We start from the raw sequence: 24,463 nt of genomic DNA on the forward strand, positions 1-24,463 counted from the left end.
TTACCTTAGCTGCAAAATAGTATCGAAGGTTTCATTTGCCGCCTGCATCACTCGAGAAGACGCCATGTACGCTTGCTGAAACTTCATCATATTGGCCGCTTCTTCATCGAGGTTCACACCCGAAATAGACGCTACACGGCTTTGCGCGTTTTCATGCTCAAGCTCAGCGACTTCCTGCAAACGAGTCGCCGTCGAGGCTTTCAAACCCACATCGGTATTTAAGTTGTGATAGATATCAATGACCGTCGAGTCGCCATCATTCATCGATTTATCGGTCTGAATATGCAGCATTTTTCTCAAGTTACCGTTATCACCCTCTGCCGGATTGAGGTTAGCGGTGAACTTGTCATTTGCCATCGCTCCGTCACTGAGCTCGAACGTGGTGCCAAGTACCGTCACCGGACCAGTCGGAGGATAAGGCGTTGGGCTCAATAATACGTTGCCGCTTTTGTCAGTGACGGCAAATTCCGTCCCTGTTGGCGATACCACCACTTCAAATTCTTTCAAACTGCCCACTGACGAGACTTTAAATTTGGCATCACCCTGCGCAAACGTAGTTGAGGCTTCAAAGCTCTGTGCTGCTATGGCTTTTGGGTCGTTAGTCGTCATTTTCATATTGGCTGCACCGTCTCTCGTCGGACGCAACAAAAGCTTCTCGCCTACAGCAGGCGGATTACCAATTTCAACTCGAATTCCATCCAGTTGCATGCTCGGGCCGGAGAAAGACTGAGTCACACCATCTGAGTTGGTCACATGGTAATTAGCACCGTCAAATTTCAATGAATACTCTCCACCCTTAAGTTGTGAGGTATCATCAATAAACACTGCCACGTCGGCACTTGAGTTCACTGGTGCAACGACCCTTGCTTTGGCAAACGCGAGAGTATTGACATCCGCGAACAGGTTTTGTCCGACTTGACCATTCAAATCAAGCCCTTGCCCTTGCAATTCATTCACTTTTTCAGAAAAAGCGATAGAGAGACGACCGAGCTCATCCAGAACGTATGGAATCTCTTTGTCACGAGTTTCAAACATACTTTCTAAGCGTCCGCCAATGTCATCGCTGGTAATTGGTTTAATGCCTTTACCTTCAACAATCGCAAGGCGGTGCTGGTGAGTATCTGGGAATCCATCAATCATCTTCAACTGACTGGCTTCTGTACCCGATACCAAAGTATGACCATTACCAATATGAACGTTGAAACCCTCAGCATTCCTGCGAGGCGTCACCGTCACTTTGGTGTATTCGGACAACTCTTTGATTAACGACTCATGCTTATCCATCAGATCGTTATGTGGACCAGGCGAGCGCATCATTAAGCGGTGAATATCACGAATTTCGATACCGATTTGGTTCACTCGCTCAACACTCACTTCGAGTTTCTTGTTGACGTTGTCTCGCTGTTCACGAACCGTATCGTGGAAATCATTCATCGATTGACGAATCAGGTTGGCTTTATCAAGCACGACTTTACGCGCACCAATATCATTGGGGGTGTCGGCCAAGGTTTTTACAGCATCAAACCAGTCGTTAAGACTTTCAGGCACCTTTTTAGACGACATAGACGACAACATCCCCGACATCATATCGAGGTTAGTCAGGTTTTCGTTGCGATAATTCACCTGTGTCGTTGCCATGTTGAGTTCTTTGACGGCAAACTGATCCCACGAGCGGCGAACATTTTCCACATGCACTCCCATACCATAGGTTTGACCACCAAACTGTCGCGGGGTATTGGTCCCCTGTATAACAGATTGTCGGCTGTAACCTTCTGTATTTGCATTAGAAATGTTATGACCAGTCGTGTTTAACTGTCTCTGAGCTGTCAGTACGCTTTGCGCACCTAAGTTCAGAAGATCTGACGCCATATCGCCTCCAAAAAACCAAAATTAGCCTAACTAAATCCACAAGTTACGCCACTCTGCCGTTTAATTTGCAATATATATGCCAGAGTATCTTTGCCGCTGAGCTTGGCACTAAAAAAGATAAGGATGAAGGGAAAAAGATGAAGGTAGTGAGAACAATCCCGGCGATTTGCCGGGATTAATGAGATCAGTAGAACTATCGATAGCCGTTAAAGTGACATATCATCGATTTGCGCCTTAACGCGCAACACTTTGTCCGCATAGTTTGGATCTGTCGCATATCCAGCTTGATGAATATCACGAATGAAGCGTTCAGAACCTTGGTTACCATTCAATGCCGACTGATAACGTGGATTCTCATTTAGGAACTTCACATAGTCGTTGAAACTGTCTTCATACGAGTTGTAAGAACGGAATGCTGCACGCTCTTGCACAGGTACATTTTGATGGTATTCCAGTGTCTGCGTTGCGACCTTATCGCCATGCCAACTTCTGTCAGCCTTAATATTAAATAGGTTGTTACTGCTGCCCTTGCTGTTGTTGACGACTTTTTGCCCCCAACCAGTCTCTAAAGCCGCTTGCGCTAATAGTAACGATGAATCCACCCCTAACGACTGAGCTGCTCTGTCCGCGTATGGTTTCAAAGACTCGACGAAGTTTTGTGGTGTCTTAAAATCAACAGGCTGAGCAACAGGGGCTCCGTCTAGGCCCAGTGATTTCGCGGTATTACGAGCTTTTGCTTCATCGTAAGGGAGATTAAGTGACGTATCGAACACTTCATTACGCATACGGATTTCACTGCCCGCTGCAGCATGCGCTTCTGGTGAACGTGCCGCGCCAAGCTGAGCGACGATCATATCAGCTAACCCTAAAGAGCCATTGGCACTCAACTCACTCGACATCTGCTCATCAAGCATTTGACGGTAGAATTGACCGTTTTGGCTATTGGTCAGGTCTGATTCAAAATGAGTATTCGCGTCGCGCATTGACTTTAACATCATAGAGGTAAAGATAGATTCAAACTGACGAGCGGCAGCGCGTAATGCCGCATCATCATCGCCTTCTTTGCCGCTCACGGCTTGCTGACGAAGCTTATCTAGACTGCTGATATCATGGATAAAACCGATGTCATTGGAGTTTTTAATCATGATGCTTACCTAGATAACGATCAACTGACCTTCAATGGCACCAGCTTGCTTAAGTGCCTGTAAAATCGCCATAAGATCTGATGGCGCTGCGCCCACTTCGTTAACGGCACGAACGAGATCATCGAGGGTCAAACCCGGTTGGAAATTGAACATCTTGCCCGAACCTTCTGTTACCTGAATATCTGAGTTAGGCACCACCACTGTATCGCCACCCCCAAAGGCATTGGGCTGGCTTACTTTCAAGTTTTCTTTGATAGCAACCGTCATACCACCGTGAGTCACTGCCGCCGGTTTAAGCTTCACGTGTTTGCCCACCACAATTGTTCCTGTACGCGAGTTAACGATGATTTTTGCACCACTGTCTGCGGTATCGAATTCAACGTTTTCAACTGCTGATAGGAAAGCTACGCGTTGGCTGAGGTCGCGAGGCGCACGAACTCGAACAGAGGTAGAATCTAATGGGCTCGCCATTTGCGGACCCAGAAAGTCATTGATGGCATTTGCCATGTTTTGCGCCGTTGTGAAATCTGATTGCAGAAGGTTAAAGGTAATGTAATCACCGCGAGAGAATGGGCTAGGAACTTCACGTTCAACCGTTGCACCGCTTGAAATCATACCGACCACAGGGTTGTTGCCCACAATCTTAGAGCCATCTAAGCCTTCGGCACTAAAGCCACTTACCACTAAATTACCTTGTGCTACAGCGTAGACCTCGCCATCCAAACCTTGCAAGAAGGTCTGCATCAAGGTGCCTCCACGGAGACTTTTTGCCGCACCAATTGACGAAACTGTCACGTCCACGCGCTGACCCGGTTTTGAGAACGCTGGTAACTCTGCGGTGACGATAACCGCAGCCACGTTTTTAAACTTAGGTTTGAAGCCGATTGGCATTTGAATACCAAACTTCTCAAGCATTGAGCGGAAACTTTGCTCTGTAAACGGCGTTTTCTCACCTGTACCCGGGAGACCAGTCACCAGACCATAACCCACCAATTGGTTACTACGCACCCCGGCAACTTCTGCCACATCCTTAATGCGTGCCGCTTGTACACTTGCCGCAGCAAAACATAAACCAAGAAGTAAAAACGTGAATTTTTTCATCATGTTACCCTAAAAACAAACAAACCCTCTGAGGAGAGGGTTTGCCGCTTATTATTCGTCGATTCCTATCCCTATAGAGAGACATTAAAAAATCGTGCCAAGAATCCAGGTTCCTGCATATCTTGTTGGGTTCCGGTCCCCGAATACTGAATTCGAGCGTTGGAAATACGGTTAGATGCGATGGTGTTATCAAACTCAATATCATCTGGTCGAATCGTGCCGCTTAAGCGAATGTACTCATCTCCAGTATTTAAGGTTAGCCACTTTTCACCACGAATGACGAGATTGCCATTGGCAAGTACTTCAATCACTTCTACGGTAATCGAGCCCGATAAACTGTTGCTCTGATTGGCCGAGGCATTACCTTTGAAGTTGTTGTCGTTCTTCAACTCATAAGAGAAGTCATAGTCATTGACGGTGACGGGTCTACCACCAACGAAAAGTGGGTCCATTGAAGAATCATTGGCTTTCGAGAGATCGGCATCAGCACTTTTTGCGGCTTTAGTCGCTTCATTGAGCTCTACCGTGATGATGTCACCAATGCCACGGGGCTTAGAATCGTCATACCAATCGCGCGCGTAGTGAGTATTAAACAGTGAACCCGTTCCCGCTGCGTAATGTTCTGGCTTGTTTTTTGGATGAATCGGCGCCCATGCTGGGTCATCGGCAACAGGATCAGTTCTACCACGTAACGTATCAACAATCCCTGACGATTGGCTTTTATCTCCTTCAACTGCATCGACTGTCGTCGTGCTATTCGAGACATCGTCTACCGACTCTTCCTGACCAAACTGAGCACAACCAGAAAGTACGGCAAGTAAGGAAACACACAATAACTTTTTCATTCAATGTCGTCCTTATCCGTTATAGCTGCTGGTTAGCAAAGCTCATCATCTTGTCGACTGACGAGATAACTTTGGAGTTCATTTCATACACACGCTGAGCTTCAATCATGTTAACGAGCTCTTCCGTTACGTTAACGTTTGAAGTCTCTAGCATCGACTGACGAATTTGACCGAAACCATCTAAACCTGGAACCCCTTCATTTGGATCACCACTAGCACCGGTTGGTAAGTAAAGGTTCTGCCCGATAGGCTCTAGACCGCCCGGGTTAATGAAGTCGACAGTGGTAATGTTACCCACGACTTGGTTATCTTGCTGACCACGTACTCGAACGGACACTTCACCGTCAGTACCCACCGTGATAGAAATCGCATCTTCAGGAATCGCAATTTCTGGTTCCAATGCATAGCCAGAACCAGACGTAACAATAGTCCCTTCATCATTTAGCGTGAACTGACCATTGCGGCTATAACCAATATTGCCATCTGGCATCAATACTTGGAAGAATCCATCACCTTCAATCATCATATCGAGACTGTTGGTCGTGGTTTGCGCATTACCCGGTGTGTGGATCTTTTGTGTTGCCACCACTTTTGAACCTGCACCTAGCATTAAGCCTGAAGGAAGTTCGGTGTTTTGCGATGATTGACCGCCAGGCTGATTGATATTTTGATAAAACAAATCTTCAAACACCGCGCGGCTTTTCTTATAACCGACGGTTGATGCGTTCGCTAGGTTGTTTGAAATTGTCGAAATATTGGTTTGCTGAGCGTCTAAGCCAGTCTTACTTACCCATAGTGCCGGATGCATTCTATTCTTCCTCTCTCAATCCTATTAACCCATGCGAAGCAATGAGTCTGAAGCCTTATCCATGTCTTCTGCGGTGCTCATCAGCTTGACCTGCATTTCGAATTGACGCTGCAAATCAATTAAGCTTGTCATTTCACCAACAGCATTAACGTTACTGCCTTCAATAGCTCCGGTCATCAGCTGTACATTGGCTGAAGCGGTGTAGCCTAATTGAGGATCTTTATTACGAAATAGACCGTTAGTGTCTTTGAATAGTGAACGGTTATCAGTATTGGTGAGCTTGATACGGTCAACGATTTCCATTTCGTCAGCCGGTGCATCTTGCGGTATAACAGAGACGGTGCCGTCACGGCCAATTTCAATCTTACGCAATGGAATCGGCACAGTAATTGGCGTACCACGTTCCCCCAACACAAGGTTACCGTTGCCATTAACCAACAAGCCGTTTTGATCCACGCGCAAACTGCCATTGCGAGTTAACCCTTCTTTGCCGGTTTTATCCAATACTGAAATCCAACCTTGGCCTTCAATAGTGACATCAAGGTCTCGGCCTGTCGTCACAACACTGCCTTGCTCGAAGTTGTGTCCTGGGCGTTCTGTCATGCTAAACACACGACTCGGCATGCCTTCACCATACGCTTGCATTGAGCGCGCTTGGGCAAGGTCAGCTCGAAAGCCAGGCGTGCTCGCGTTCGCAAGGTTGTTTGCTCTAAGCTGCAAAGCTTGCATATTTTGCTTTGCGCCGCTCATTGAGAGGTAAAGGGCACGATCCATTGATAGCTCCAAAATTCAAAGTACGGAGCTTATAAAGCAAAGACTATGCCATTAATTTTATTCTTTATAAATCAACTAAATAAAAGGAAAATCAGAAAAGGAAGTGGAGGATCGGCAAGCGGTATTATATCGAAGAGGCAAAGCTATACGGCAAGGTGGCAACGATGCGGCAACAATATGACCGCTTTATAGAAATGCAAAACAGCGTACGAATGTCCATATGCACTCGTACGCTCGAATCTTCAAGGCATTAATAACGAGTGGCTGACAGCCACTCATACTATGACTTAACGGATTTGTAGAATGTTTTGTTGCAGCTGGTTGTGTACATCCAAAGCACGTGAGTTAGCTTGGAAATTACGCTGCGCTGAAATCAGGTCTACCAACTCTTGGGTCATATCAATGTTCGATTGCTCTAGAGTACCGTTGTTAATGGTACCAAAAGAACCCTTGTTTGATTCACCCCAAATCTTAGCACCAGAAGCAGTCGTAGAATCCCACTGGGTACCACCCTTCTTATCAAGACCTTGTTCGTTCGCTACACGCACCATAGCAACACGACCTAACGTCACATTCTCACCGTTTGAGTAAGTGCCTAACACGTTGCCTTGCTCATCAAAATCGACTTTAGTTAGGAAGCCAGTCGTCGCGCCATCTTCTTGAAACTTAGTCAGTTCAAACGGAGCGGCAAACTGAGTGGCACTATCAAGACTAAACGACAATGTCTGCGCAGGATCGGCACCGTTCATGTCGATACCATTTGTACCTAGGTCAGTAGTAACAATTGGCTGACCATTGTTCAAGCTCGCCAGCGTGCCGTCATTGTTGAATCGCATTGTATGACCAACATGTCCTGTTGGCGTCGTTGCATCACCACCAGCGATATTCACTGGCTTTTCACCTTGACCGTCAGTCACCGTGTAGTAACTTTGCCAGGTGTTTTGCTGGGTTTGATCTTTCACATAGTACGTCGTCATTTTATACGACTGTCCCATGGAATCATAAATCGTTGATGATGTTGAACGGTTATAAGTTTCAGGATCGGTAAAGTCGAACAGAGCCGGATCTTTTAGATCACCGTTAGCAGGAAGGTTCACACCAATCTCAATATTCGCTGTCTGTTTTGGCTTACCAAACTCTGGCGGAATATTGATTGGACGAGGCTCGTAAGACACAACCTCATTGGTATCTTTATTCACTTCATAACCCAGTAAAAACTCATCGTTCGACGTCACCATGTAACTATCTTTGTTTAGGTGGAAAGCACCGTTACGCGTTAGCTCATTTTGTTGTGGTACAAGACGATCTTTAGATACAGCGAAAAAGCCCGTACCGCTAATGCGCAGGTCCATTGGGTTGTTCGTCGAAATACTCGAACCTTCGTGGAACTGCTGAGCAATTTTGCTTGGCTGAACACCGCCACCCGGTGTGGTTTTCGCATTAGTAAACAGTGAGTTTGAATACACATCGCCAAACTCGGCACGTGACTCTTTAAAGCCGAATGTGTTGGCGTTGGCAATGTTGTTACTGGTGGTGTTGAGGTCTAACTGAGCCGCAGATAGACCACTTAAAGATACATATGACATTCCTAATCTCCTAATCTAGCCAGCGGTTACGCTTTGCCGACTTCCAGTACTTCTGCTAGCCGAACTGGATTTTCGAAGCCAGCTAGATTGAGTAGTACGTTTCCATCCCCTTTACCAAGAAGCACACTGTTCACGTTCGCATATGTCGACACTTCGAACTCGCGGCTTTCTCCATCAAGTAAACCCGAAGCTTTCACTTTGTATTTACCTGCAGGCATTGGATTACCCTGATCATCTTTACCGTCCCATTCGACACGAGCATCACCGCCAGGTTTTGCACCGACATCAAAGGTACGTACTAATTGACCCATTTCATTTTCTACACGAACAAACACGTTATCCATGGACTGTGGCAATTTGACCATTGCCGCCATGCCAGCGTCTGCTCCCTTCACACCAGCCGCACCGGGTACCAAGACATCACGCCCAACAAGTGAAGACGCTTGTAGTGCTTGGTTAGACGTCATTGACGAGTTCAAACTCTCGAACTGAGTGTTCATCTTGCCAATACCATCTACCGTGGCAAACGACGCCATTTGAGCAATCATCTGGTCGTTACTGACTGGTTTAAATGGGTCCTGTTGAGCCAACTGTTTGGTGAGCAGGGACAAGAAGTCTTCTTGCTTCAGATCCTGCTTACCGGTTGTCTCTTCAGGTTTGCTTTGTTCTTGCAGTTTTTTCAGTTGGTCAATGTAGGATAAACTGCCTTGACCAACGTTGTTGATTCCAGCCATGAGCTACTCCTATCTCTATTGACCCATTCGCAAAGTACTCAACAACATTTGCTTGCTCGCGTCCGCTACCTGAACGTTAGTCTGGTATGAGCGCGAAGCAGAAATCATGTTGGCCATTTCTTCCATCACGTTAACGTTCGGCTTGTAGATATAGCCTTCATCGTTAGCAAGTGGATGATCTGGGTTGTACTCTGCACTTAAGGGTTTGTCGCTCTCTACAATACCCAATACTTTCACAGGTACTGAATGATCGCGGTTGTATTGAGCTTTACTCAGTTCCGCGCCAAATACGGCGTGGCGAGCTTTGTAAGTCTCTTTTGCCGAGCTACTAATACTGTCAGCGTTGGCAAGGTTACTTGAGGTGGTATTTAGACGAACCGACTCAGCGCTCATCGCACTGCCTGTCACATTAAATACATTAAATAAGCTCATCTAAATTACTCCCCTTTAATCGCTTTGGTCATATTTTTGAATTTGCCGCCTAAGAAATCGAGTGATGCCTGATGTCTTAATTGGTTCTGCATGAACAAGTTTCTTTCTAAATCTACGTCTACGGTATTGCCGTCACCGGTATCTGGCTGTGTCGGAATGCGGTAAAGCATTTCGCCACTGACGTTTGTAGAGGCAGAAATATGCCGTCCATCAGTTCGACTAAGCCCAATACTTGCCCCTGAGCTTGCCGCTTTTAACGCACGATCAAACTCCATCCCCTTCGCTTTATAACCCGGCGTATTCGCCTGCGCGATATTGGTAGAGATGACTTCAGCATTCTTCTCACGCACACCAACGGTGTACTGATGAATACCTAATGCATTGTTAAAAGAGATGGCCATTGAAACCTCATCGTTCAAAAATACGTGCCCTATACAGAGATAAAGCAATTTCCGCGCCAAAAGTTATTTTTTGGTAACAACCACTGATGACGCTATTCAATTCGACGTTCATCATGCTCCTTCTGGCAAAGATAGAGAGCAAAATGTACGCCAGTTTTGGCGGAGGGTTTAATTAGGAATGTCGATAGTGATGGCCTCCAAACCGTCACTGAACCTAGAGAATAGCAAGAAAAAAGCCTTGGCGAAAACCAAGGCTAGATACGGTAAAGATTGTGCAGAATAGCTATTGGCTATTTGAGCTTGTAGATAATGCCCGGATTACAACGCACCATTTCAAATTGATCCGTCAGCCCCGTTAGCGACTCCGATGCGCCTAACAGCAAGTAACCACCTGGATTTAGGCTACGTGCCATTTGGTTCAGCACTTTAGACTTCATTTCAGGGGAGAAGTAAATCAGTACGTTACGACAAAAGATAATGTCGAACTTACCCAACAACGCATACGAGTCCATCAGGTTTTGCGGACGAAAGTTCACCAAACGCTTTACGTTGTCTTTCACTTTCATCTTACCGTTACTGGTGTTTTCAAAAAACACTCGGCGACGCTCCGGTGATAGACCGCGACCCAACGCGAGGTTGTCATATTCTCCAAGACGACACATATCTAACATCGTCGACGAGATGTCCGTCGCGGTAATCGACACGTTAGGGATCATTCCCGGCTTCTTGTTTTGTGTCTCCAAAACTGTCATCGCCATAGAATACGGTTCTTGACCAGAAGAGCTCGCAGCCGACCAAATTTTAATCGGTCGCTTGTTGGCGGCAAGTTCTGGGAGCAGTTTGTCGGACAACACCGTAAATGGGTAGTTATCTCTAAACCATAAGGTTTCGTTGGTGGTCATGGCATCAACAGCGGCAACTCTTAACTCACGATTGCGTCCAGTAACCACATCTCTTAATAACTGAGACAAAGAGACTAGGCCGAATTTCGCCACCAACGGACTTAAACGGCTGCGGACTAAATACTGTTTACTATCGCCAAGAACAATACCGCATTGGGACTCTAAAAAGCGGCTAAAATCACGATACTCTTGATCGCTTATGGTTATCGCTGTCATTCACTTCTCTATACTGCTTTGAAGGCTTGCTTTATACGCTTTTCTCAAGCGACTACAAGCTCTAATTTTGTTTGTTTAATTTGTCGGCAAAATGGCCGCTTTGACGGCGCCTCCCAATTCATCAGGGTTGAACTTCGCGATGAATTCGTTAGCCCCTACTCGCTCTACCATTGCTTGGTTAAATACACCGCTTAACGATGTGTGCAAAATAATATGAAGATCTTTAAGATCGGGGTGACGGCGTACTTCTGCCGTTAGGGTATAGCCATCCATTTCAGGCATTTCAATATCAGAAATCAACAGGGAAATCTGATCATGAATATTGCCTTCAGCTGCCATCTCTGTCAGCTTGTTGTAAGCGTCTTTACCATCTTTCACCAAAATGGACTCAAAGCCAATAGACTCAATGGCTCGTTGGACCTGTTTTCGTGCAACAGCGGAATCATCAGCAATCATAATACGCTTAACGATCTGCTTTTGCTCTTTCTCTTCAGCAGCGGCAATTTCCGTGGCGATATTGCTATCCATGGTCTCAACCACAGGCGAGATCTCAGCGAGAATCTTCTCAACATCCAGAATCTCAACCAATTCATTGTCGATGTTGGTCACAGCTGTCAGGTAATTGGCTTTGCCTGCACCTTCAGGCGGCGGCAAAATCGATTCCCAATGCATGTTAATAATGCGTTCAACAGAGCTTACCAAAAATCCCTGTACGCTACGGTTAAACTCTGAGATAACCACAAAACAATTTTCAATGTCCGTTGTTGGTCGACCACCAACAGCAAGACTTAAATCGATCACTGAGATAGTTTGACCACGAATATGAGCCACCCCTTTGACAAGACGATGTAGGTTGGGCATGCGCGTTAATTTAGGGCACTGAAGCACTTCTTTAACTTTGAACACATTAATGCCGTAACGCTGGCGGCCCATCAGACGAAACGTCAGTAGCTCTAGTCGGTTTTGACCAACCAGTTGCGTTCGTTGATTCACCGAATCCAAGATACCGGTCATAAGTTCATCTCCATCTCAAACTTTAAAGCTAAAAAAGTGATAGTCTACACAGGCAACAAGGAACCCGAGAAACAGAATGCTGTATAATAAGACATCTTTTTTGTGTACATCCAGTTACAAAACGAGGTTAAGGCGCAACTGGCTTTCCCTCTGTATCGTCTGGCAAGCGTTATTCTTTAGTGTATTAACGCACGCAGCAACGCCTGAGCAAATAGAAAACATTCAAAAGGCTGCCCAAGCTCATGTTTTAAATACTATTGAGCAACCTATCGGCGGTGAAATTGTTGCCACACCTGGGCGTATCGACTCTAGAGTACATGCAACAGATTGCCCCTCTCCGCTTTTGACCTCGTCGTCAAATACCCGCAACACCAGCAGTAATGTCACCGTTTTAGTGGAGTGTCCGGAAGATAACTGGCGACTTTACGTACCCGTTCGAATGTCCATTTCCTTGCCCTTAGTGACCACAACTCGCCCGTTATCACGAGGCAGTATTGTATCCAGTGACGATGTCACGATGAGCATGGTGGATAAGAACCGTTTTCGCCGCCAAGGTTTTACCGAGTTTGACCAAGTGGTTGGTGCAAAACTTAAGAAAAACATGAAGATGGGTGATGTAATTGAGCGTAATGATGTCTGCGTTGTTTGTCGCAACGAAAAAGTCGTTATTCGTGCAGTGAAAGGTGAAATGACCATCTCCACCAAAGGCACAGCACTTACCGATGGCGCTAATGGCGATCAAGTAAGAGTGAAAAATGACAAGTCTCAGCGTATAATTGAGGGTATTGTTACTGGCGTTGCGGAAATCACGGTTAATTTTTGATTTTTTCCTAAAGTAATCATTACGCTGGTCGATATGCTCGATATACAGGTAAACTATGCAAATTAGGCAACAAGAAGGCTAAACGATGGCAGGCATTGATAATATTCGTTCTGGACAGACGCTAACGACGACAAGTCGCGCACCTGCCCGTTCGGAAGCAAGCAAAGACAGAAGTTCAGCTCAAGTTGGTCAATCATCAGCACAGCAAGATGCCGTAACACTAAGCCAAGGCGGTAAAGCCATTGGTCAAATGCATCAGCAAATGGCAAGTCAGCCTACCTTTGACGCGGCAAAAGTTGCGGCAATCAAAGAAGCAATCTCGAACGGTTCTTACACCGTCGATGCTGAAAAACTGGCAGACAACATGATGAAGTTCGAAGACGAACTTGGCGGATTACGCTAAACAGGTTAACAGATAATACTCACAGGTATATTAATGGCAGCACTGGTTGATTTGGTTGAATACCAACTGAAAAATGCAAAAGCATTGTCTATGCTCCTCTCCGAGGAGACCAAAGCCATTACTGCTCGTGAATCATCTGAGATTGAGCGATTTGCCAAAGAAAAGATGGCAATCATTGGTCAGCTTCAGCAAACCGATCAAAGACTGGCTCAACATCAAGATGTGGCAAGACTCACCGATGAAGCATTACTAGCTCAAAAGGTGGCCGACATTAAGTCGATTATCCTCGACTGCCAACAACTTAACGACATCAATGGGCAGAGTCTGCAACGCGCCCAATTAAGCTTTAATAAGCTCAATAACTTGATGCAGCAAAGTCATGGCAAAGTGGGCATGACTTACAACGCGGGCGGTCAGACCCACACTTTGTCGACATTAGGAACCAACTTAAAAGCCTAATCTCTCAAATACAAAAAAGCGGCAACAGGAGAACTGTTGCCGCTTTTTGCTATTATCTAGGGCGTTGATATTAGAATAAGCTCTGACGTTTCTTCTCAGGTACTCGACGGATTTCACCGTAGTCTCTTAGACGATCCATCTTCTCAATATCGAGCAGCAGTTCAGTAACATAGCTGTCGCCTACCTTATAGCTGCGAACTACTTCTGCACCACGAATGACACCATCTACCGCACCTGTCGTCGATTCAACACCCAAGCGTTGATCTTGTAAGTCAGCACGCGCAGACACTCGTAGGCCGTAGACTTGCTCTGCTAACTCACGGTAAGCGTCAATCTTAGAAGCACGCATAGCACGAACTTGCTTTTCTTCTTCATTACGTCCAGTTTGCTCGCTGATACTCGCATAGCCCACCGCCGTTAATGTGTTCTGGTCCATGGCTGTAATCGGAGTACAACCTATCATCACAAGCGCTACAAGCGCGGCAAATAAAAATCTCATTATCCTTTCCTATGGGCGCAATATGACTGTATGAGGTGTCGTCATAGTCGGGTCTGAACGAATCAGAACGCCATCTTCGGTACGCATTTGATTCAGCGTATCCAAATCACGGCCAATACGGTCAGCAGGCAAGAAGCCTTGAGCCGAAGCGACCACAATACGCGACTGCATGCCAACAACACGAGCATTAACCAGTACACCACCTTCCTGGCGTAACATGGTTCCCGTCAAGACGAACTGAATCTGCTGCTCTTGGGCCAGATCTTTCCAGTCACGACTTAGTACGAAGTCGCCTTGGTTCGTCACCTGAATAGAGCCCGTTGTCTTGAAGTCAACAACCTTAAAGCCGCGGCGCTGAAGCTGGTAAATAAAGCCCTCTGATACCGAGTTCCCTAACCAGTTCGTCGCATCCATATTCTGCAAATCAACAAACGATGCCACCGCTATCGGAGTGCGAGACGACACACTAGTGTTCGATTCAACTAAGTCTTCCGTCAAACTCTCGACGAAATAATCCATCGTATGGCGAGGACTTTCCATCAGCATAAACTTACTGCCGGAATAGGATTCCTTACCGTTATAGATTGGTGAGTAGGCACAAGCGGTCAGTGTTAACACTGATGCCATCAGGAGCCACTTTTTCATTACACACTCTCCAAAAAGTTATTAATTGGATGGATAGGTTCCCTCCCTTTTCAAGGTTGGAACAATCCTTGCTATTCTCATTCTGTCCTTAATAAGAAAGCCCGCTCCAATATTCGCTACAAACTAGCTAGCAAATATTGTTCCGCATTTGGATTGGTTGTATGAAAAAAATCGTTTCTTCTTTAATTTCAACGGCATTGGTTACATTTAGTAGTAGCTCTGCCTTTGCTGCATGGTATGAAGTCACAGGTACTTCCACCATCGTCTCCTCTGAGAAAGCGGCAAGGATCTACGCACTAGAAGACGCCGTCTACAAAGCAGTAGACTTCTCCGGAGCTGATATTGGTGGGCTTGCTAACTTAGCGCCGCTGCTCGAAGACGATAGAGAACAATACCAATTCATTGATTCCGAAGTTCGCCAGATCGTCATCGACGATCAGTACAAAAGCGGCAACCAAATGGTCGTGAAAGCGCGAATCGACATTTACCCGACGGCAAAGGCTTGCCATAACGAGCAATACAAAAAGACGTTTGGGGTGGCAATGTTTGATATCGTTGACCCACAACAAGCGGTCATGGGGCAAATATACGATTTAGGTGAAGACTTCAGCTCTGTTATCTCTAATCAGCTTGAACATCGCTCATACAGCTTTGTTTCGGTTGGTACCACACGCTATGAAATTAATAAACGCCAACCTGAACGTATAAAGATGATCGCCGAAGATCTGGGAGCTCAATACTTAGTGACCGGGAAAATCCACGACTTGACGGCCACCATCACACAGGGCGGTTTACTGACAGACGATGTAATCAATCGCCAGTTTGCTATGGATATGTCGGTCTACGACGGCAAAACCGGCCATGAAATCTATCAACGTAATTACCGTGAAATCGCCCAGTGGCCATTTGCTAAAACCAGTAAAGTCGACACCAAAAGTGCTCGTTTCTGGACATCCGCTTACGGCGAAATGATCCAGAAAGTCAGCCGAAACATCATGCTCGATCTCGAAGCAGAGATCTCTTGTAAGATGACCTTGCCTGAAGTGGTCGCCTCTTACGGCAATAGAGTCACCATCGACTTAGGCCGAGTCCACGGTGTGCAAGCGGGAGACCGATTGCAACTTTGGCATACAGGCTCCTTTATCGACCAGAATGGTTTGCCGCGCAATAAAGTGAGTCAGAGCAACATCACCCTAACCGTGTCACGCGTCTATGAAAATGATGCTGAAGCAACCGTCGACCAGCCAAGCCTCGCCAACAGTATTCAAATTGGTGACGTGATGAACAAACTGTAATAAATGTAGAAAAGCGACTTAACTTATTCAAATAATTGAGTATTATTAGCCATAAGCTCCCGTGGCACAGCTGGATAGCGCGGCCCCCTCCTAAGGGGCAGGTCACAGGTTCGAATCCTGTCGGGAGCGCCATTTAAAACAATGACTTAGCATAAACTTTGGCTAGGTCATTTTTGTTTGTGTCCACAAAACGTCCACACCTATTTGAAGCTCAAGGATTTTTGAATGAATATGAATAGAGACACAGGTGATGTTGGTGAAAGCGTAATATCGTTTCTAGCTTCTGACTGTGGCATTATTGCCACCCCACCCAATAGAGATGCTTATGGATGGGATCACCACTTACAATTCAAGAATCCTTCCAACTCTGTTTTTTTAGACGAATTTGAGAGCAACTACACCGTTTATATCCAAGCTAAAGGCTTCGAGGGCAAATATAGTGACTATAAAGGAAGAGCCATAAAGCTTTCCAACATACAACATATGATAACTAACGGTTCTCCTTGTTTTTTTGCATTCATTGAAGCGGATAGCAAGAACACATACCTAGTGCATCTAGGGGAGGAGCTTATCAGATTAGGCTTAACGAAAATTCGAGAAGCACAACGTGACGGCGTTGAGCTTAACAAGACTACAATGACTATAAACCCCCACACTCAAAACGCAGTCTTGATTCCTATTATTGGCGCGTCACTAAAGAGCTCGCTACTCAAGATAATTAACAAATCACCAAGTAGCTATGCAAGCTGGAAGCAAGAATTTCGGACAAATGTTGGTTTTGATAACGGAGCGCTGCAGATTGTAGGGGATATAAAAAATCAAGATTTCATAGAGGTAGCTCTGGGGCTGAAGGACTCCGCACCCGTTAACGTAAAAGCACTTACAAACCTGCGCTTCGGCATCCCTCTCCCATATGATGAACTCCCCACTTCGATGGAAATACTGAGTAGTGAATATGCCGAGTCTATTGGCTTGCCAGTCAACAAATCCGTCACCTCCGTTAAGTGCTACATCAAGAACGACGAACTCTCTGTCCCTACAGAAGTCCACGGAGAGTTATCAAAATTGCCCGGCGTCGATAGTGTTTGCTGCTTTTCTACTCCTTTCGTGAAGTTTATCTTCTACTCTAATGGCACAAACGACATCGAAGTTACATTCTTATGGCAAAAAATGCTCGACTCGAAAATGACTCTAGATGCACTCCGTCATAACTTACAAGTCATCAAACAATTGCTGAATCAAACCGTGATTCTTGAGTTTTTTGTTAATGAAGAGATAGTTACTCATACTTACTTCAATGAAGAACCATGTATCAACGAACTCAAACGAGTCGATAAGTACTTGAACTATTGTGAAGTGTTCAAGGTCATACAAGAACTATTGAACGTTAAGATAACTGAGTCCGTTGAGGCAGACTTAATCCTTCGGACTGGAGACTATCTAGAAAGTTTTTATGATTACGTAATGAGTAAAGACAACGCCCACCTTAAACTTACAGGAGACACTCTAGATATAGACTCCTCAAAGCCTACTTTGGTTTTTCTGCCTATACCTGTCGCCTTCCTAGGTAAAAAATATATTGTGACGTTTCAAATTGAAGGTCAATTCGAGATAAAAAAAGATGCCGCTTACTGTGCCAAAGGAACGACTAAAGTATTCAATGTCCTTCAGGTGCGGAGCAACAAACAAGTCGAGGAACTTAAAAAACGGATGAACAATGTTTGCAACGCAAAATCCACAGAATATAACCCAGTGATTTCTTTGGCTGCATTAGATAATCAATCGCGTTGACTTCAATTGAACAAGGCTAAAGCTCCTGCTCTAGCCTTGTTATTCGCTTATCCATTTTTTCCATCATTATCCTGAGCCACTTAACATCGGTTTTTAAAGCTACTCCGACACCCAAACCACTAGATAAAGCACTTACAGCCGCAACAATAATCGTCTGATATTCAGCCATTAAACTCATCCCGAATCGCTTCCCACAATCCAACCAAAATTGGTGCCGCCACACCAATCAAACCACCCATTTGCACACCTTCTGGCGTCACACTTGCTGTCAGTAGTTCAGGATGACCCGTTGCCAATGCGATACCCGCGCCCACAAGCGCAAGTCCTTTCTTAGTCGATGGTTGTTTCAAATCTATTTTCATAGCGTTAGCTCCTAGCCGTTGATGCGCTTCCAGATATAAGCGCTGATAAGCGCGGTCAGCATTCCAACCGCGAGACGCTACATTACTTCTTGTTTGGTCATGCGAGTTGCCCCCTTTGGCGGCCTCACTCATTGAGTAGTGCCGCCCCAACTCCATGATTGACATGGCATAAACCAAGCGCGTCATTAGGATGTAGTCATAGAGGTCATAATGCTTTTTATACCCGCTGTCAGTAGATTCCTGCTTTCGCAGGAATGACCGCATTTGGATTTGGATTTGAGTTTGGGGATTTTCGGCTATTGACACCGAAAGGGGAAAGAGTGTGTCAGTGGCATTTCTAGTTATGTTTACTCGGTATTCATTTTTGATAGCCTTTTTCTGAGTTCCTTCTCAAGTATTTTTTTAGCGTAAGGCTTCATGGTTTTCCATTTTTTGCATTCTTCCCGAGTTCTACCGCAACCCAAACACCATCCTTTGGACTTTGAAAAGTCACAGAGATCGATACAGGGACTCTTTTGTTTCTTCATACATTTATCTCTATCGACTAAAAACAACTCAAGATCAAAGCATTATCAGCTTTCTTCTCATATTAGATTCAAGGCTAATTGGCAGTTGAATTCATCAAATACTTGCCGCTTTTTGACAGCCACCCTAACGCACATTTACCCGTTCAACAGCTGTACTTTACCGTATATCGTAACTAATTTGCTTACTTACGTTCTTTAGTTGCACCCCGACCTTACTAAACTCCTTTTGAACAGTCGTTGAGACATGCTGCTGACCTTCTCCCATTAAAAAGTTTGCTCTATCTTGAGTCGTTTCGAATACGCAGACGATTTTTAAGCTCTGTGGAAAAGAATTGAATTTAACAGTATGAGTCACCCAAAGAAAACCATCGTAGTTTTTTAGCGTCCCTTCACATACTTCGGTCAGTACGTCTCTAATTAAATTTTCAACTTTCTTATCTGATTTACGCATGGAGAGAATTTCCTATTTGTAATGGATAAATAAATATGACCACGTACTTAGCGCTCCCAATGTTTGGAAAGCAGGTCAACCAACAGGGGTTGAGGTTGGAGTATACCCACATCAAACTCATAAAGGACATCGGCCTTTCAGAAATAGAGAAAAGCCTGTTTCGACACTTGCTAGCAATCTGTCTGCTCTCGAAGGCTGTTGGATAACAACGAAACGCCTATGTTTGCCAGCACACGCCCTATGAAAGCCATTAATAACGTTATGTTATCATTTTTATAATTATTGATAATTTTTAAAAACCATCAGTCATACTTATACTTCTCCACATCGAAACGAAACACGAAACGAATAATCAAATCAGTTTTTGGAGAAAGTTATGAAAATGAATCACGTTGGTATCATGGTTGGCGATATGGACAAAGCGGTAGAGTTCTACACTAAAGCGCTGGGCCTTCGCGTTGTAATGAACAACACTAAAGTAATCGAAGAGCGCGAAAGTGCAATCGGTCGTATGTGTATTGCAGTATTTGGTGAAGGCTTCAAAGGCTTCAACATTGCTCACCTAGTAACTAATGACGGTATCGGTGTAGAGCTGTTCGAAATGGTTGACCGTGAAGAGCGTCATAACGTTGATTTTTCTCGCCTAGGTATCTTCCACTTCTGTCTACAATTGCCAAAAGAGCAGTTTGAATCAGCAATCAAACGTGTAGAAGAGTTTGGTGGTAAAGTGCGCATGGATATCCACCGTTACCACCCAGAAGATGATTCTAAGCAAGCTCAAATGGTTTACCTAGAAGACCCGTTTGGTAACTTATTTGAGTTCTACTCTCACTCTTACGAAGACACTTACGCTTCTGATTACGAGTAACTCTCTCATTTGCTAATGAAATAATTCTAATGCCCACTAGATATTTGTCTCGTGGGCATTTTTGTTTTGTTGCCTCAATGAATCTCGAAAAAAGTGAGTTAGTGAGGCTCTTGCTGACGCAAACAACACAAACAATGAAGCTTAAGTAAGCCGTGCGATTTGCTCTCTTACAATCTCTAAAGCTGATTGCAATTGTGGACGACTTGATGGACCTGCCAGAGATATCCTCACCGCTGCCGGAACTTCATAACGACCCACAGCAAACATTTCTGCTTCTCTCACTCTGACCCCATATTTCAGCAACGATTGGTTAAAATGATACCCGGTTAGCGGGTCAGGCAAAGGTAGCCAAACATTGTAGCCAGGCACACCAATCTGGATTTTGGGAAATACCGTCTTCCAGACTCGATGACGTGCATTGAGCTCCATCGCGATCTCTTCATCCACAGCTTGCATCGCACCGCTGGTTAGCCAGCGACACACCAGATCAATGATTAGCGGGCTAACATACATACAACTGGCTCGTAGCGCACGTTGCATTAAGTCCTTGAAAGACAATGGTAGAATGATAAAGCCTAGTCGCAACCCACCCGCAAAGTACTTAGAAAAGCTACCCACGTATAAGGTAATATCCGGAGCGATAGCAACTAACGGACTCTTTCGATGAGACGGCGGGCAGTAGAGCACATCGTCCTCAATAATTAGCACGTTGTAGCGACGGCATATTTCAATGATTTTCAGTCTTCGGCTGTCCGATAGCTGGGCTCCGGTCGGGTTTTGAACTCCCGGAGTTAGATAAAGTAGTTTGGGACGATGTCTCTTACAGTGCAAAGCCAAATCTTCTGGATCTAATCCATGCTCATCAACTTTTACTGGCACTAGCTTTCGTTCGGCTTGTTGACATGCGTGAATGAATTCCGGATAACACAACCCTTCGGCAAGAATGGTATCTTGGGGACGGCTTAGTGCTTGAATAATCAACGATATTCCATGCTGCCCTCCATGTGTCCACACCACACGTCGGGCATCAATATCGATATTGAATTTGGTCATCAGCCATTGTCGAAGGGTCTCGCTATGACCATGAATGCCATCAGCGGAGTAATAATCCAGTACCGCTGCTTGCGCGATTTCTTCGTGAGATAACTCCTTCAATGCGTCAGCAAGAAGTTTCGGCTGCGACAACAAAAAAGGTCGGCAGCGTGCCAAATCAATACCTTTTTCTTCTAATACCGGATGATAAAAGTGATTCAGTTCAGTTTCTCTGTTCCGAACATAGGTCCCGCTTCCTACTTTGGGCTCCGTTAGTCCCCTTCGCTCAAGCTCATGATAAGCTCTTGTCACCGTTCCAACTGTCACACCCAATCGATAAGACAAAATACGCTGGGGTAACAATTTAGTATCCGGCGCCAGCTCACCACTTTCTATCACCTCAGCAATCGCATCAGCCAGTGCCATAAACTTAGGTCCGGAACGACCCGATATATCTGGGACTAACATTGTCTCTCTCCAAAGGGGTACAATTGTTTCTTGTAATCAGGATAAATAAGGCCTGACGAAAATGAAACCAAAGAATTGTCACCATGACGCATTAACTGTAGGTCAATCTCTCTGGGCACCTTTACTCTTGGGCTGTCTGTACTTGTTTGAGAGGAGAAGAAAGGAAATGACGACATTATGGGACTTAATGCCGGCCATGAGTTTATTCGCATTTGTTACCGCCATCACCCCGGGACCGAACAATTTATTGCTCGCCAATTCAGGGGCACAATTTGGTATCCGGAAATCATGGCGACATCTGATTGGTATTCGTATTGGTGTAGCCGGGCTGATCCTGCTCTGTGCATGTGGCGTAGGTGTCGCTCTTACAACTCACCCTAGTTGGTATCTAGCAATAAAATACCTTGGTCTGGCTTATATGTTTTGGTTGATGATAAAGCTTTTATGTACCAACCCTTTCTCCGGAAAATCCACCAAGAGCAAACCAATCAATATGACTCAGGCTACGTTATTTCAACTGGGTAATATGAAAGCCTGGATGGCATCACTCGCTTTGGTAACAAGCTATAGCCTACCCTCCAGCTATTGGCTCTCTGTGGCACTGATTACCCTAGTATTTACGACGTTTGGACTGTTTGCCAATATCACTTGGGTTTGGGTTGGTCAAAAAATCCGAGTTTATCTCAATACCACCTTAAAACAGCGCATGTTTAATATCAGCCTAGCCGCTATAACGTTTATATCATTGTTGCCAGTGTTGGAGCACTCTATCTGAAAAACACCTGTCACCCTTGTTATATGAACACTAATTTCTCACAACTAATTATTGGCATATGCCATTTATATTTATAGTATCTCTGGCAAAGCTTAAGGAGTCCATTAACCTGAAGGTACGTTATGTCTATTCATCATCCTATCAACCACCAGCAGTGCGCCATTTGCTGCCAGCCTTTTTTCAACCCACATACAACTCTTGAGTTCATTGCTACGTTAGATGGTGGAGTAAGAGCTAAAATCGTACCCATGGAGAATGTGCAAGGCTACCAAGATGTCATGCAAGGTGGGGCAATCAGCGCTCTACATGATGCCGCCATGACCCACTGCCTTTTCTCTCGCGACGTTTGTGCCATGACAGCCCAGCTTGATGTTCGCTTTATCAAGCCGATACCTCTTAACACGTTAATTGAAGTACAAGCTCATTGCTTAAAAAGTAAACGAGGTTTGTATATATTAAATAGTGGTATTTATGTGGATGGTGAGTGTTATTCAAGGGCTGAAGCGAAGTTTATGTAAATACCTTCATTGCGGATGATCATCAGTCTCCCTCGCCGCAAGAGACGGGCTTCAGGAGCATGTAGTCCAATGAGAATAGAGAGTTAGATATGTAGAATAAAACGCATATGGTTGAACTTTTAAGACTCTTTAGACGCTATGACATGCACATCATTTTCTAGCCTTTTGTTTTACTATCATACTCAGCGCGAGCTTGCTCAATATTAGGTTTATGATTCTCGGCCCATTGAACAAGTTCATATAATGGCTTAACTAGTTGTTTACCTAAGTCAGTCAACGCATATTCCACGCGAACAGGTACTTCTGGGTAAACGGTCCTATTTACATAACCTTCTCTTTCCAAGTCACGAAGAGTTTGCGTCAACATACGTTGAGAGATTCCTTCAATTCTAGACTTTAAATCGTTAAATCGGTCAGGCCCATCCACTAGTGCAAATAAAATAAGCAACGACCATTTGTCACCGATTTGAGCTACCACGTTTCTAACGGGACAGTCCTGAGTGTTATAAAACACACGCCTTTCCGTCTTTGTTGCTTTGACCATAACTTCTTACCTTTTCTCTGTACCAAACCCGCCAACAGTTACCAAAAGGTAACTAACGCATCTTTTGGTGCCTTATTGTACTGCTAGTTACTATAAATTACTATAGTTACTAAAAGTAACTAATGGAAAACTGTGAAAGGGAGTTAACTATGTTTAAAGCACTAACTACATTCATCCTTATTATCGTGACTAGCCACGTCTGCGCACAATCAGCAGACGCTTTAACTATTGATTTTAAAAACTTAACAAAAGCGAACTGGACAGAACAAGAAGCGAAAAATGCCGCACTAATTACTGATTTTGTTCAGCACCTAATGAACAACCATGACTTTGACTATGTGATGGAGCACTACAATGATAGTTCTTACGTTCAGCACAACCGAAACCTCCCCGATAAAGTCACCGGGCTAGTTGGATTTCTCAAGGAGTTTGTCGAGGACTACCCAGAGTACAGCTATGATGTAAAACATATCTATGCTGACGGTGACTATGTGATTTTTCACTCTCACGCCACACTCAACAGTGAAGACAGAGGAAACGATCAAAAAGGGATGAATATTATCGATACTTGGCGTATTGAAGATGGTCGGATTGTAGAGCATTGGGATTCGATTCAAGCGCTCGACTTCTCAATGCGAGTATATTCACTTATCAGTGGTGGCGATATCGAAAATGAAAATGGCGTGTTTTAGGCCTCTTTTCGCTAGTCTTGTTATCAACGCCACCTCTTTAGATGGCGTTGAATAGATGCCTTGGCCTGATTATCAGACCGAGGCATTCTCGTTAACGCCTACTCAGTATCTTGAAATGAAGCATTGGATTACTGAGAGTACAGTTTCCTCGTTGGCTCAGGCTCGACGTACTCAACCAATGCGTTATCAGCTAAGGAATCAGCCTTTTCCTGCTCACCAGAGACAACAAACACCCTCTGATTGTCCAATACCTCGACTACTTCTAATTGATGAGACATTAATAACTCCCTCACCTGTTGCTCCGCTCCCTGAGTGTACTTAACGTAAAATCGGGTTGGCTGCTCTGTGATGTCCCCTGGTATCTCATCTATTGGTGGAAAGGCCGGGTTATCCGCGTAGCTTGCTGTCATGCTAAATACAAGGGCAAATCCGATTAACCAAGTTAGCCATTGAAAGCGAGAAGGTATGTAGTTCTTCATATCCA

Annotated in this window: 30 protein-coding genes and 1 tRNA gene; 10 read left to right on the forward strand and 21 right to left on the reverse strand. The window is 44.9% G+C overall.

Annotation, left to right across the window (positions count from 1 at the left end; translation table 11 throughout):
* From flgK to VME0621_RS08910, 12 genes are all read right to left on the reverse strand, one after another.
* Positions 1-1,869 carry a flagellar hook-associated protein FlgK gene (gene flgK, locus VME0621_RS08855; RefSeq protein WP_006069949.1) on the reverse strand — a complete coding sequence of 623 codons (1,869 nt, stop codon included), beginning with the start codon at positions 1,867-1,869 and terminating at the stop codon, positions 1-3.
* Between the two features lie 206 nt (positions 1,870-2,075).
* On the reverse strand, positions 2,076-3,014 hold the full coding sequence (gene flgJ, locus VME0621_RS08860; RefSeq protein WP_062457970.1) for a flagellar assembly peptidoglycan hydrolase FlgJ: 939 nt from the start codon (positions 3,012-3,014) through the stop codon (positions 2,076-2,078).
* A gap of 9 nt (positions 3,015-3,023) precedes the next feature.
* Positions 3,024-4,115 carry a flagellar basal body P-ring protein FlgI gene (locus VME0621_RS08865; protein ID WP_038224916.1) on the reverse strand — a complete coding sequence of 364 codons (1,092 nt, stop codon included), beginning with the start codon at positions 4,113-4,115 and terminating at the stop codon, positions 3,024-3,026.
* 71 nt (positions 4,116-4,186) lie between these two features.
* On the reverse strand, positions 4,187-4,960 hold the full coding sequence (gene flgH, locus VME0621_RS08870) for a flagellar basal body L-ring protein FlgH (protein WP_062457973.1): 774 nt from the start codon (positions 4,958-4,960) through the stop codon (positions 4,187-4,189).
* A gap of 19 nt (positions 4,961-4,979) precedes the next feature.
* Positions 4,980-5,768 carry a flagellar basal-body rod protein FlgG gene (gene flgG, locus VME0621_RS08875; protein ID WP_038224912.1) on the reverse strand — a complete coding sequence of 263 codons (789 nt, stop codon included), beginning with the start codon at positions 5,766-5,768 and terminating at the stop codon, positions 4,980-4,982.
* A gap of 24 nt (positions 5,769-5,792) precedes the next feature.
* Positions 5,793-6,542, reverse strand: a complete 750-nt coding sequence (gene flgF / locus VME0621_RS08880; RefSeq protein WP_038224910.1) for a flagellar basal-body rod protein FlgF — start codon at positions 6,540-6,542, stop codon at positions 5,793-5,795.
* Between the two features lie 287 nt (positions 6,543-6,829).
* On the reverse strand, positions 6,830-8,128 hold the full coding sequence (flgE, locus tag VME0621_RS08885; protein WP_038224908.1) for a flagellar hook protein FlgE: 1,299 nt from the start codon (positions 8,126-8,128) through the stop codon (positions 6,830-6,832).
* A 26-nt stretch (positions 8,129-8,154) separates the two neighbouring features.
* Positions 8,155-8,862 carry a flagellar hook assembly protein FlgD gene (gene flgD, locus VME0621_RS08890; RefSeq protein WP_062457975.1) on the reverse strand — a complete coding sequence of 236 codons (708 nt, stop codon included), beginning with the start codon at positions 8,860-8,862 and terminating at the stop codon, positions 8,155-8,157.
* 15 nt (positions 8,863-8,877) lie between these two features.
* Entirely contained in the window at positions 8,878-9,294 is a 417-nt protein-coding gene (flgC, locus tag VME0621_RS08895) for a flagellar basal body rod protein FlgC (RefSeq protein WP_006069941.1), read from the reverse strand.
* A gap of 5 nt (positions 9,295-9,299) precedes the next feature.
* Positions 9,300-9,695, reverse strand: coding sequence for a flagellar basal body rod protein FlgB (gene flgB, locus VME0621_RS08900; RefSeq protein ID WP_006069940.1), 396 nt, complete (start codon positions 9,693-9,695; stop codon positions 9,300-9,302).
* A gap of 290 nt (positions 9,696-9,985) precedes the next feature.
* The gene (locus tag VME0621_RS08905; RefSeq protein ID WP_006069939.1) at positions 9,986-10,813 is read right to left on the reverse strand and encodes a protein-glutamate O-methyltransferase; all 828 of its coding nucleotides are present in this window, start codon (positions 10,811-10,813) and stop codon (positions 9,986-9,988) included.
* Between the two features lie 75 nt (positions 10,814-10,888).
* Complete coding sequence (locus tag VME0621_RS08910; protein ID WP_062457978.1) at positions 10,889-11,827, reverse strand: chemotaxis protein CheV; 939 nt, start codon at positions 11,825-11,827, stop codon at positions 10,889-10,891.
* 76 nt (positions 11,828-11,903) lie between these two features.
* On the opposite strand from VME0621_RS08910, the gene flgA reads away from it, so the two are divergent.
* From flgA to VME0621_RS08925, 3 genes are all read left to right on the forward strand, one after another.
* The gene (flgA, locus tag VME0621_RS08915) at positions 11,904-12,650 is read left to right on the forward strand and encodes a flagellar basal body P-ring formation chaperone FlgA (protein ID WP_062457982.1); all 747 of its coding nucleotides are present in this window, start codon (positions 11,904-11,906) and stop codon (positions 12,648-12,650) included.
* 85 nt (positions 12,651-12,735) lie between these two features.
* Entirely contained in the window at positions 12,736-13,053 is a 318-nt protein-coding gene (flgM, locus tag VME0621_RS08920; RefSeq protein ID WP_062457985.1) for a flagellar biosynthesis anti-sigma factor FlgM, read from the forward strand.
* 33 nt (positions 13,054-13,086) lie between these two features.
* On the forward strand, positions 13,087-13,512 hold the full coding sequence (locus VME0621_RS08925) for a flagella synthesis protein FlgN (RefSeq protein ID WP_038224904.1): 426 nt from the start codon (positions 13,087-13,089) through the stop codon (positions 13,510-13,512).
* A gap of 70 nt (positions 13,513-13,582) precedes the next feature.
* Here the strand turns inward: VME0621_RS08925 and VME0621_RS08930 are convergent, their stop codons facing one another.
* Together VME0621_RS08930 and VME0621_RS08935 are read right to left on the reverse strand one after the other, a co-directional pair.
* Positions 13,583-14,011, reverse strand: a complete 429-nt coding sequence (locus tag VME0621_RS08930; RefSeq protein WP_038224903.1) for an LPP20 family lipoprotein — start codon at positions 14,009-14,011, stop codon at positions 13,583-13,585.
* Between the two features lie 9 nt (positions 14,012-14,020).
* Positions 14,021-14,656 carry a FlgO family outer membrane protein gene (locus VME0621_RS08935; RefSeq protein ID WP_038224902.1) on the reverse strand — a complete coding sequence of 212 codons (636 nt, stop codon included), beginning with the start codon at positions 14,654-14,656 and terminating at the stop codon, positions 14,021-14,023.
* Between the two features lie 161 nt (positions 14,657-14,817).
* Here VME0621_RS08935 and VME0621_RS08940 point away from each other — a divergent pair, with 161 nt between their 5' ends.
* From VME0621_RS08940 to VME0621_RS08950, 3 genes are all read left to right on the forward strand, one after another.
* A complete protein-coding gene (locus VME0621_RS08940; protein ID WP_062457988.1) occupies positions 14,818-15,951 on the forward strand; it encodes a flagellar assembly protein FlgT in 1,134 nt (377 codons plus the stop codon).
* Positions 15,952-16,006: 55 nt separating this feature from the next.
* A tRNA-Arg gene (locus tag VME0621_RS08945) sits at positions 16,007-16,083 on the forward strand.
* Between the two features lie 93 nt (positions 16,084-16,176).
* Complete coding sequence (locus VME0621_RS08950) at positions 16,177-17,742, forward strand: hypothetical protein (protein ID WP_062457990.1); 1,566 nt, start codon at positions 16,177-16,179, stop codon at positions 17,740-17,742.
* Between the two features lie 16 nt (positions 17,743-17,758).
* Here the strand turns inward: VME0621_RS08950 and VME0621_RS26805 are convergent, their stop codons facing one another.
* The 4 genes from VME0621_RS26805 to VME0621_RS08965 all read right to left on the reverse strand — a co-directional run bounded on the left by VME0621_RS26805 (position 17,759) and on the right by VME0621_RS08965 (position 19,082).
* On the reverse strand, positions 17,759-17,911 hold the full coding sequence (locus VME0621_RS26805; protein WP_167542829.1) for a hypothetical protein: 153 nt from the start codon (positions 17,909-17,911) through the stop codon (positions 17,759-17,761).
* A complete protein-coding gene (locus VME0621_RS08955; RefSeq protein WP_062458272.1) occupies positions 17,904-18,104 on the reverse strand; it encodes a hypothetical protein in 201 nt (66 codons plus the stop codon). Before VME0621_RS08955 ends, VME0621_RS26805 begins: the two co-directional genes overlap by 8 nt.
* 347 nt (positions 18,105-18,451) lie before the next feature.
* On the reverse strand, positions 18,452-18,631 hold the full coding sequence (locus VME0621_RS08960; RefSeq protein ID WP_062457993.1) for a DUF1289 domain-containing protein: 180 nt from the start codon (positions 18,629-18,631) through the stop codon (positions 18,452-18,454).
* Between the two features lie 157 nt (positions 18,632-18,788).
* Positions 18,789-19,082 (reverse strand): hypothetical protein, encoded by a 294-nt coding sequence (locus VME0621_RS08965; RefSeq protein ID WP_062457996.1) that lies wholly within the window; start codon positions 19,080-19,082, stop codon positions 18,789-18,791.
* Positions 19,083-19,458: 376 nt separating this feature from the next.
* Between VME0621_RS08965 and VME0621_RS08970 the strand changes: the two genes are divergently transcribed.
* Entirely contained in the window at positions 19,459-19,950 is a 492-nt protein-coding gene (locus tag VME0621_RS08970; protein WP_006069926.1) for a VOC family protein, read from the forward strand.
* Between the two features lie 141 nt (positions 19,951-20,091).
* Here the strand turns inward: VME0621_RS08970 and VME0621_RS08975 are convergent, their stop codons facing one another.
* On the reverse strand, positions 20,092-21,450 hold the full coding sequence (locus VME0621_RS08975) for an aminotransferase-like domain-containing protein (RefSeq protein WP_062457999.1): 1,359 nt from the start codon (positions 21,448-21,450) through the stop codon (positions 20,092-20,094).
* Between the two features lie 166 nt (positions 21,451-21,616).
* Between VME0621_RS08975 and VME0621_RS08980 the strand changes: the two genes are divergently transcribed.
* Both VME0621_RS08980 and VME0621_RS08985 read left to right on the forward strand, forming a co-directional pair.
* Complete coding sequence (locus VME0621_RS08980) at positions 21,617-22,225, forward strand: LysE family translocator (RefSeq protein WP_006069924.1); 609 nt, start codon at positions 21,617-21,619, stop codon at positions 22,223-22,225.
* 122 nt (positions 22,226-22,347) lie between these two features.
* Entirely contained in the window at positions 22,348-22,743 is a 396-nt protein-coding gene (locus VME0621_RS08985; RefSeq protein ID WP_062458002.1) for a PaaI family thioesterase, read from the forward strand.
* Between the two features lie 157 nt (positions 22,744-22,900).
* On the opposite strand, the gene VME0621_RS08990 is transcribed toward VME0621_RS08985, so the two are convergent.
* Positions 22,901-23,287 (reverse strand): winged helix-turn-helix transcriptional regulator, encoded by a 387-nt coding sequence (locus VME0621_RS08990; protein ID WP_006069922.1) that lies wholly within the window; start codon positions 23,285-23,287, stop codon positions 22,901-22,903.
* A 149-nt stretch (positions 23,288-23,436) separates the two neighbouring features.
* Here VME0621_RS08990 and VME0621_RS08995 point away from each other — a divergent pair, with 149 nt between their 5' ends.
* On the forward strand, positions 23,437-23,979 hold the full coding sequence (locus VME0621_RS08995; RefSeq protein ID WP_062458005.1) for a nuclear transport factor 2 family protein: 543 nt from the start codon (positions 23,437-23,439) through the stop codon (positions 23,977-23,979).
* A 128-nt stretch (positions 23,980-24,107) separates the two neighbouring features.
* Here the strand turns inward: VME0621_RS08995 and VME0621_RS09000 are convergent, their stop codons facing one another.
* Positions 24,108-24,458 (reverse strand): hypothetical protein, encoded by a 351-nt coding sequence (locus VME0621_RS09000; protein WP_062458008.1) that lies wholly within the window; start codon positions 24,456-24,458, stop codon positions 24,108-24,110.
* Positions 24,459-24,463: the final 5 nt, after the last annotated feature.

The organism is Vibrio mediterranei (assembly GCF_900088415.1).
Taxonomy (GTDB): domain Bacteria; phylum Pseudomonadota; class Gammaproteobacteria; order Enterobacterales; family Vibrionaceae; genus Vibrio; species Vibrio mediterranei.

Bases quoted from the DNA above. Each gene is read 5' to 3' on its own strand.
- flgA (WP_062457982.1), top strand. From the start codon at position 11,904: ATGCTGTATAATAAGACATCTTTTTTGTGTACATCCAGTTACAAAACG.
- VME0621_RS08935 (WP_038224902.1), bottom strand. From the start codon at position 14,656: ATGAAAAAGTGGCTCCTGATGGCATCAGTGTTAACACTGACCGCTTGT.
- flgF (WP_038224910.1), bottom strand. From the start codon at position 6,542: ATGGATCGTGCCCTTTACCTCTCAATGAGCGGCGCAAAGCAAAATATG.
- flgJ (WP_062457970.1), bottom strand. From the start codon at position 3,014: ATGATTAAAAACTCCAATGACATCGGTTTTATCCATGATATCAGCAGT.
- flgM (WP_062457985.1), top strand. From the start codon at position 12,736: ATGGCAGGCATTGATAATATTCGTTCTGGACAGACGCTAACGACGACA.
- VME0621_RS08995 (WP_062458005.1), top strand. From the start codon at position 23,437: ATGTTTAAAGCACTAACTACATTCATCCTTATTATCGTGACTAGCCAC.
- VME0621_RS08980 (WP_006069924.1), top strand. From the start codon at position 21,617: ATGACGACATTATGGGACTTAATGCCGGCCATGAGTTTATTCGCATTT.
- flgC (WP_006069941.1), bottom strand. From the start codon at position 9,294: ATGAGCTTATTTAATGTATTTAATGTGACAGGCAGTGCGATGAGCGCT.
- VME0621_RS08990 (WP_006069922.1), bottom strand. From the start codon at position 23,287: ATGGTCAAAGCAACAAAGACGGAAAGGCGTGTGTTTTATAACACTCAG.
- VME0621_RS08940 (WP_062457988.1), top strand. From the start codon at position 14,818: ATGAAAAAAATCGTTTCTTCTTTAATTTCAACGGCATTGGTTACATTT.
- flgB (WP_006069940.1), bottom strand. From the start codon at position 9,695: ATGGCCATCTCTTTTAACAATGCATTAGGTATTCATCAGTACACCGTT.
- VME0621_RS08985 (WP_062458002.1), top strand. From the start codon at position 22,348: ATGTCTATTCATCATCCTATCAACCACCAGCAGTGCGCCATTTGCTGC.
- VME0621_RS08970 (WP_006069926.1), top strand. From the start codon at position 19,459: ATGAAAATGAATCACGTTGGTATCATGGTTGGCGATATGGACAAAGCG.
- VME0621_RS08955 (WP_062458272.1), bottom strand. From the start codon at position 18,104: ATGAAAATAGATTTGAAACAACCATCGACTAAGAAAGGACTTGCGCTT.
- VME0621_RS08910 (WP_062457978.1), bottom strand. From the start codon at position 11,827: ATGACCGGTATCTTGGATTCGGTGAATCAACGAACGCAACTGGTTGGT.
- VME0621_RS08960 (WP_062457993.1), bottom strand. From the start codon at position 18,631: ATGAAGAAACAAAAGAGTCCCTGTATCGATCTCTGTGACTTTTCAAAG.
- VME0621_RS08965 (WP_062457996.1), bottom strand. From the start codon at position 19,082: ATGCGTAAATCAGATAAGAAAGTTGAAAATTTAATTAGAGACGTACTG.
- VME0621_RS08905 (WP_006069939.1), bottom strand. From the start codon at position 10,813: ATGACAGCGATAACCATAAGCGATCAAGAGTATCGTGATTTTAGCCGC.
- flgE (WP_038224908.1), bottom strand. From the start codon at position 8,128: ATGTCATATGTATCTTTAAGTGGTCTATCTGCGGCTCAGTTAGACCTC.
- VME0621_RS08950 (WP_062457990.1), top strand. From the start codon at position 16,177: ATGAATATGAATAGAGACACAGGTGATGTTGGTGAAAGCGTAATATCG.
- VME0621_RS08975 (WP_062457999.1), bottom strand. From the start codon at position 21,450: ATGTTAGTCCCAGATATATCGGGTCGTTCCGGACCTAAGTTTATGGCA.
- flgH (WP_062457973.1), bottom strand. From the start codon at position 4,960: ATGAAAAAGTTATTGTGTGTTTCCTTACTTGCCGTACTTTCTGGTTGT.
- flgK (WP_006069949.1), bottom strand. From the start codon at position 1,869: ATGGCGTCAGATCTTCTGAACTTAGGTGCGCAAAGCGTACTGACAGCT.
- VME0621_RS08925 (WP_038224904.1), top strand. From the start codon at position 13,087: ATGGCAGCACTGGTTGATTTGGTTGAATACCAACTGAAAAATGCAAAA.
- VME0621_RS26805 (WP_167542829.1), bottom strand. From the start codon at position 17,911: ATGGCTGAATATCAGACGATTATTGTTGCGGCTGTAAGTGCTTTATCT.
- flgD (WP_062457975.1), bottom strand. From the start codon at position 8,862: ATGGCTGGAATCAACAACGTTGGTCAAGGCAGTTTATCCTACATTGAC.
- VME0621_RS08865 (WP_038224916.1), bottom strand. From the start codon at position 4,115: ATGAAAAAATTCACGTTTTTACTTCTTGGTTTATGTTTTGCTGCGGCA.
- flgG (WP_038224912.1), bottom strand. From the start codon at position 5,768: ATGCATCCGGCACTATGGGTAAGTAAGACTGGCTTAGACGCTCAGCAA.
- VME0621_RS08930 (WP_038224903.1), bottom strand. From the start codon at position 14,011: ATGAGATTTTTATTTGCCGCGCTTGTAGCGCTTGTGATGATAGGTTGT.
- VME0621_RS09000 (WP_062458008.1), bottom strand. From the start codon at position 24,458: ATGAAGAACTACATACCTTCTCGCTTTCAATGGCTAACTTGGTTAATC.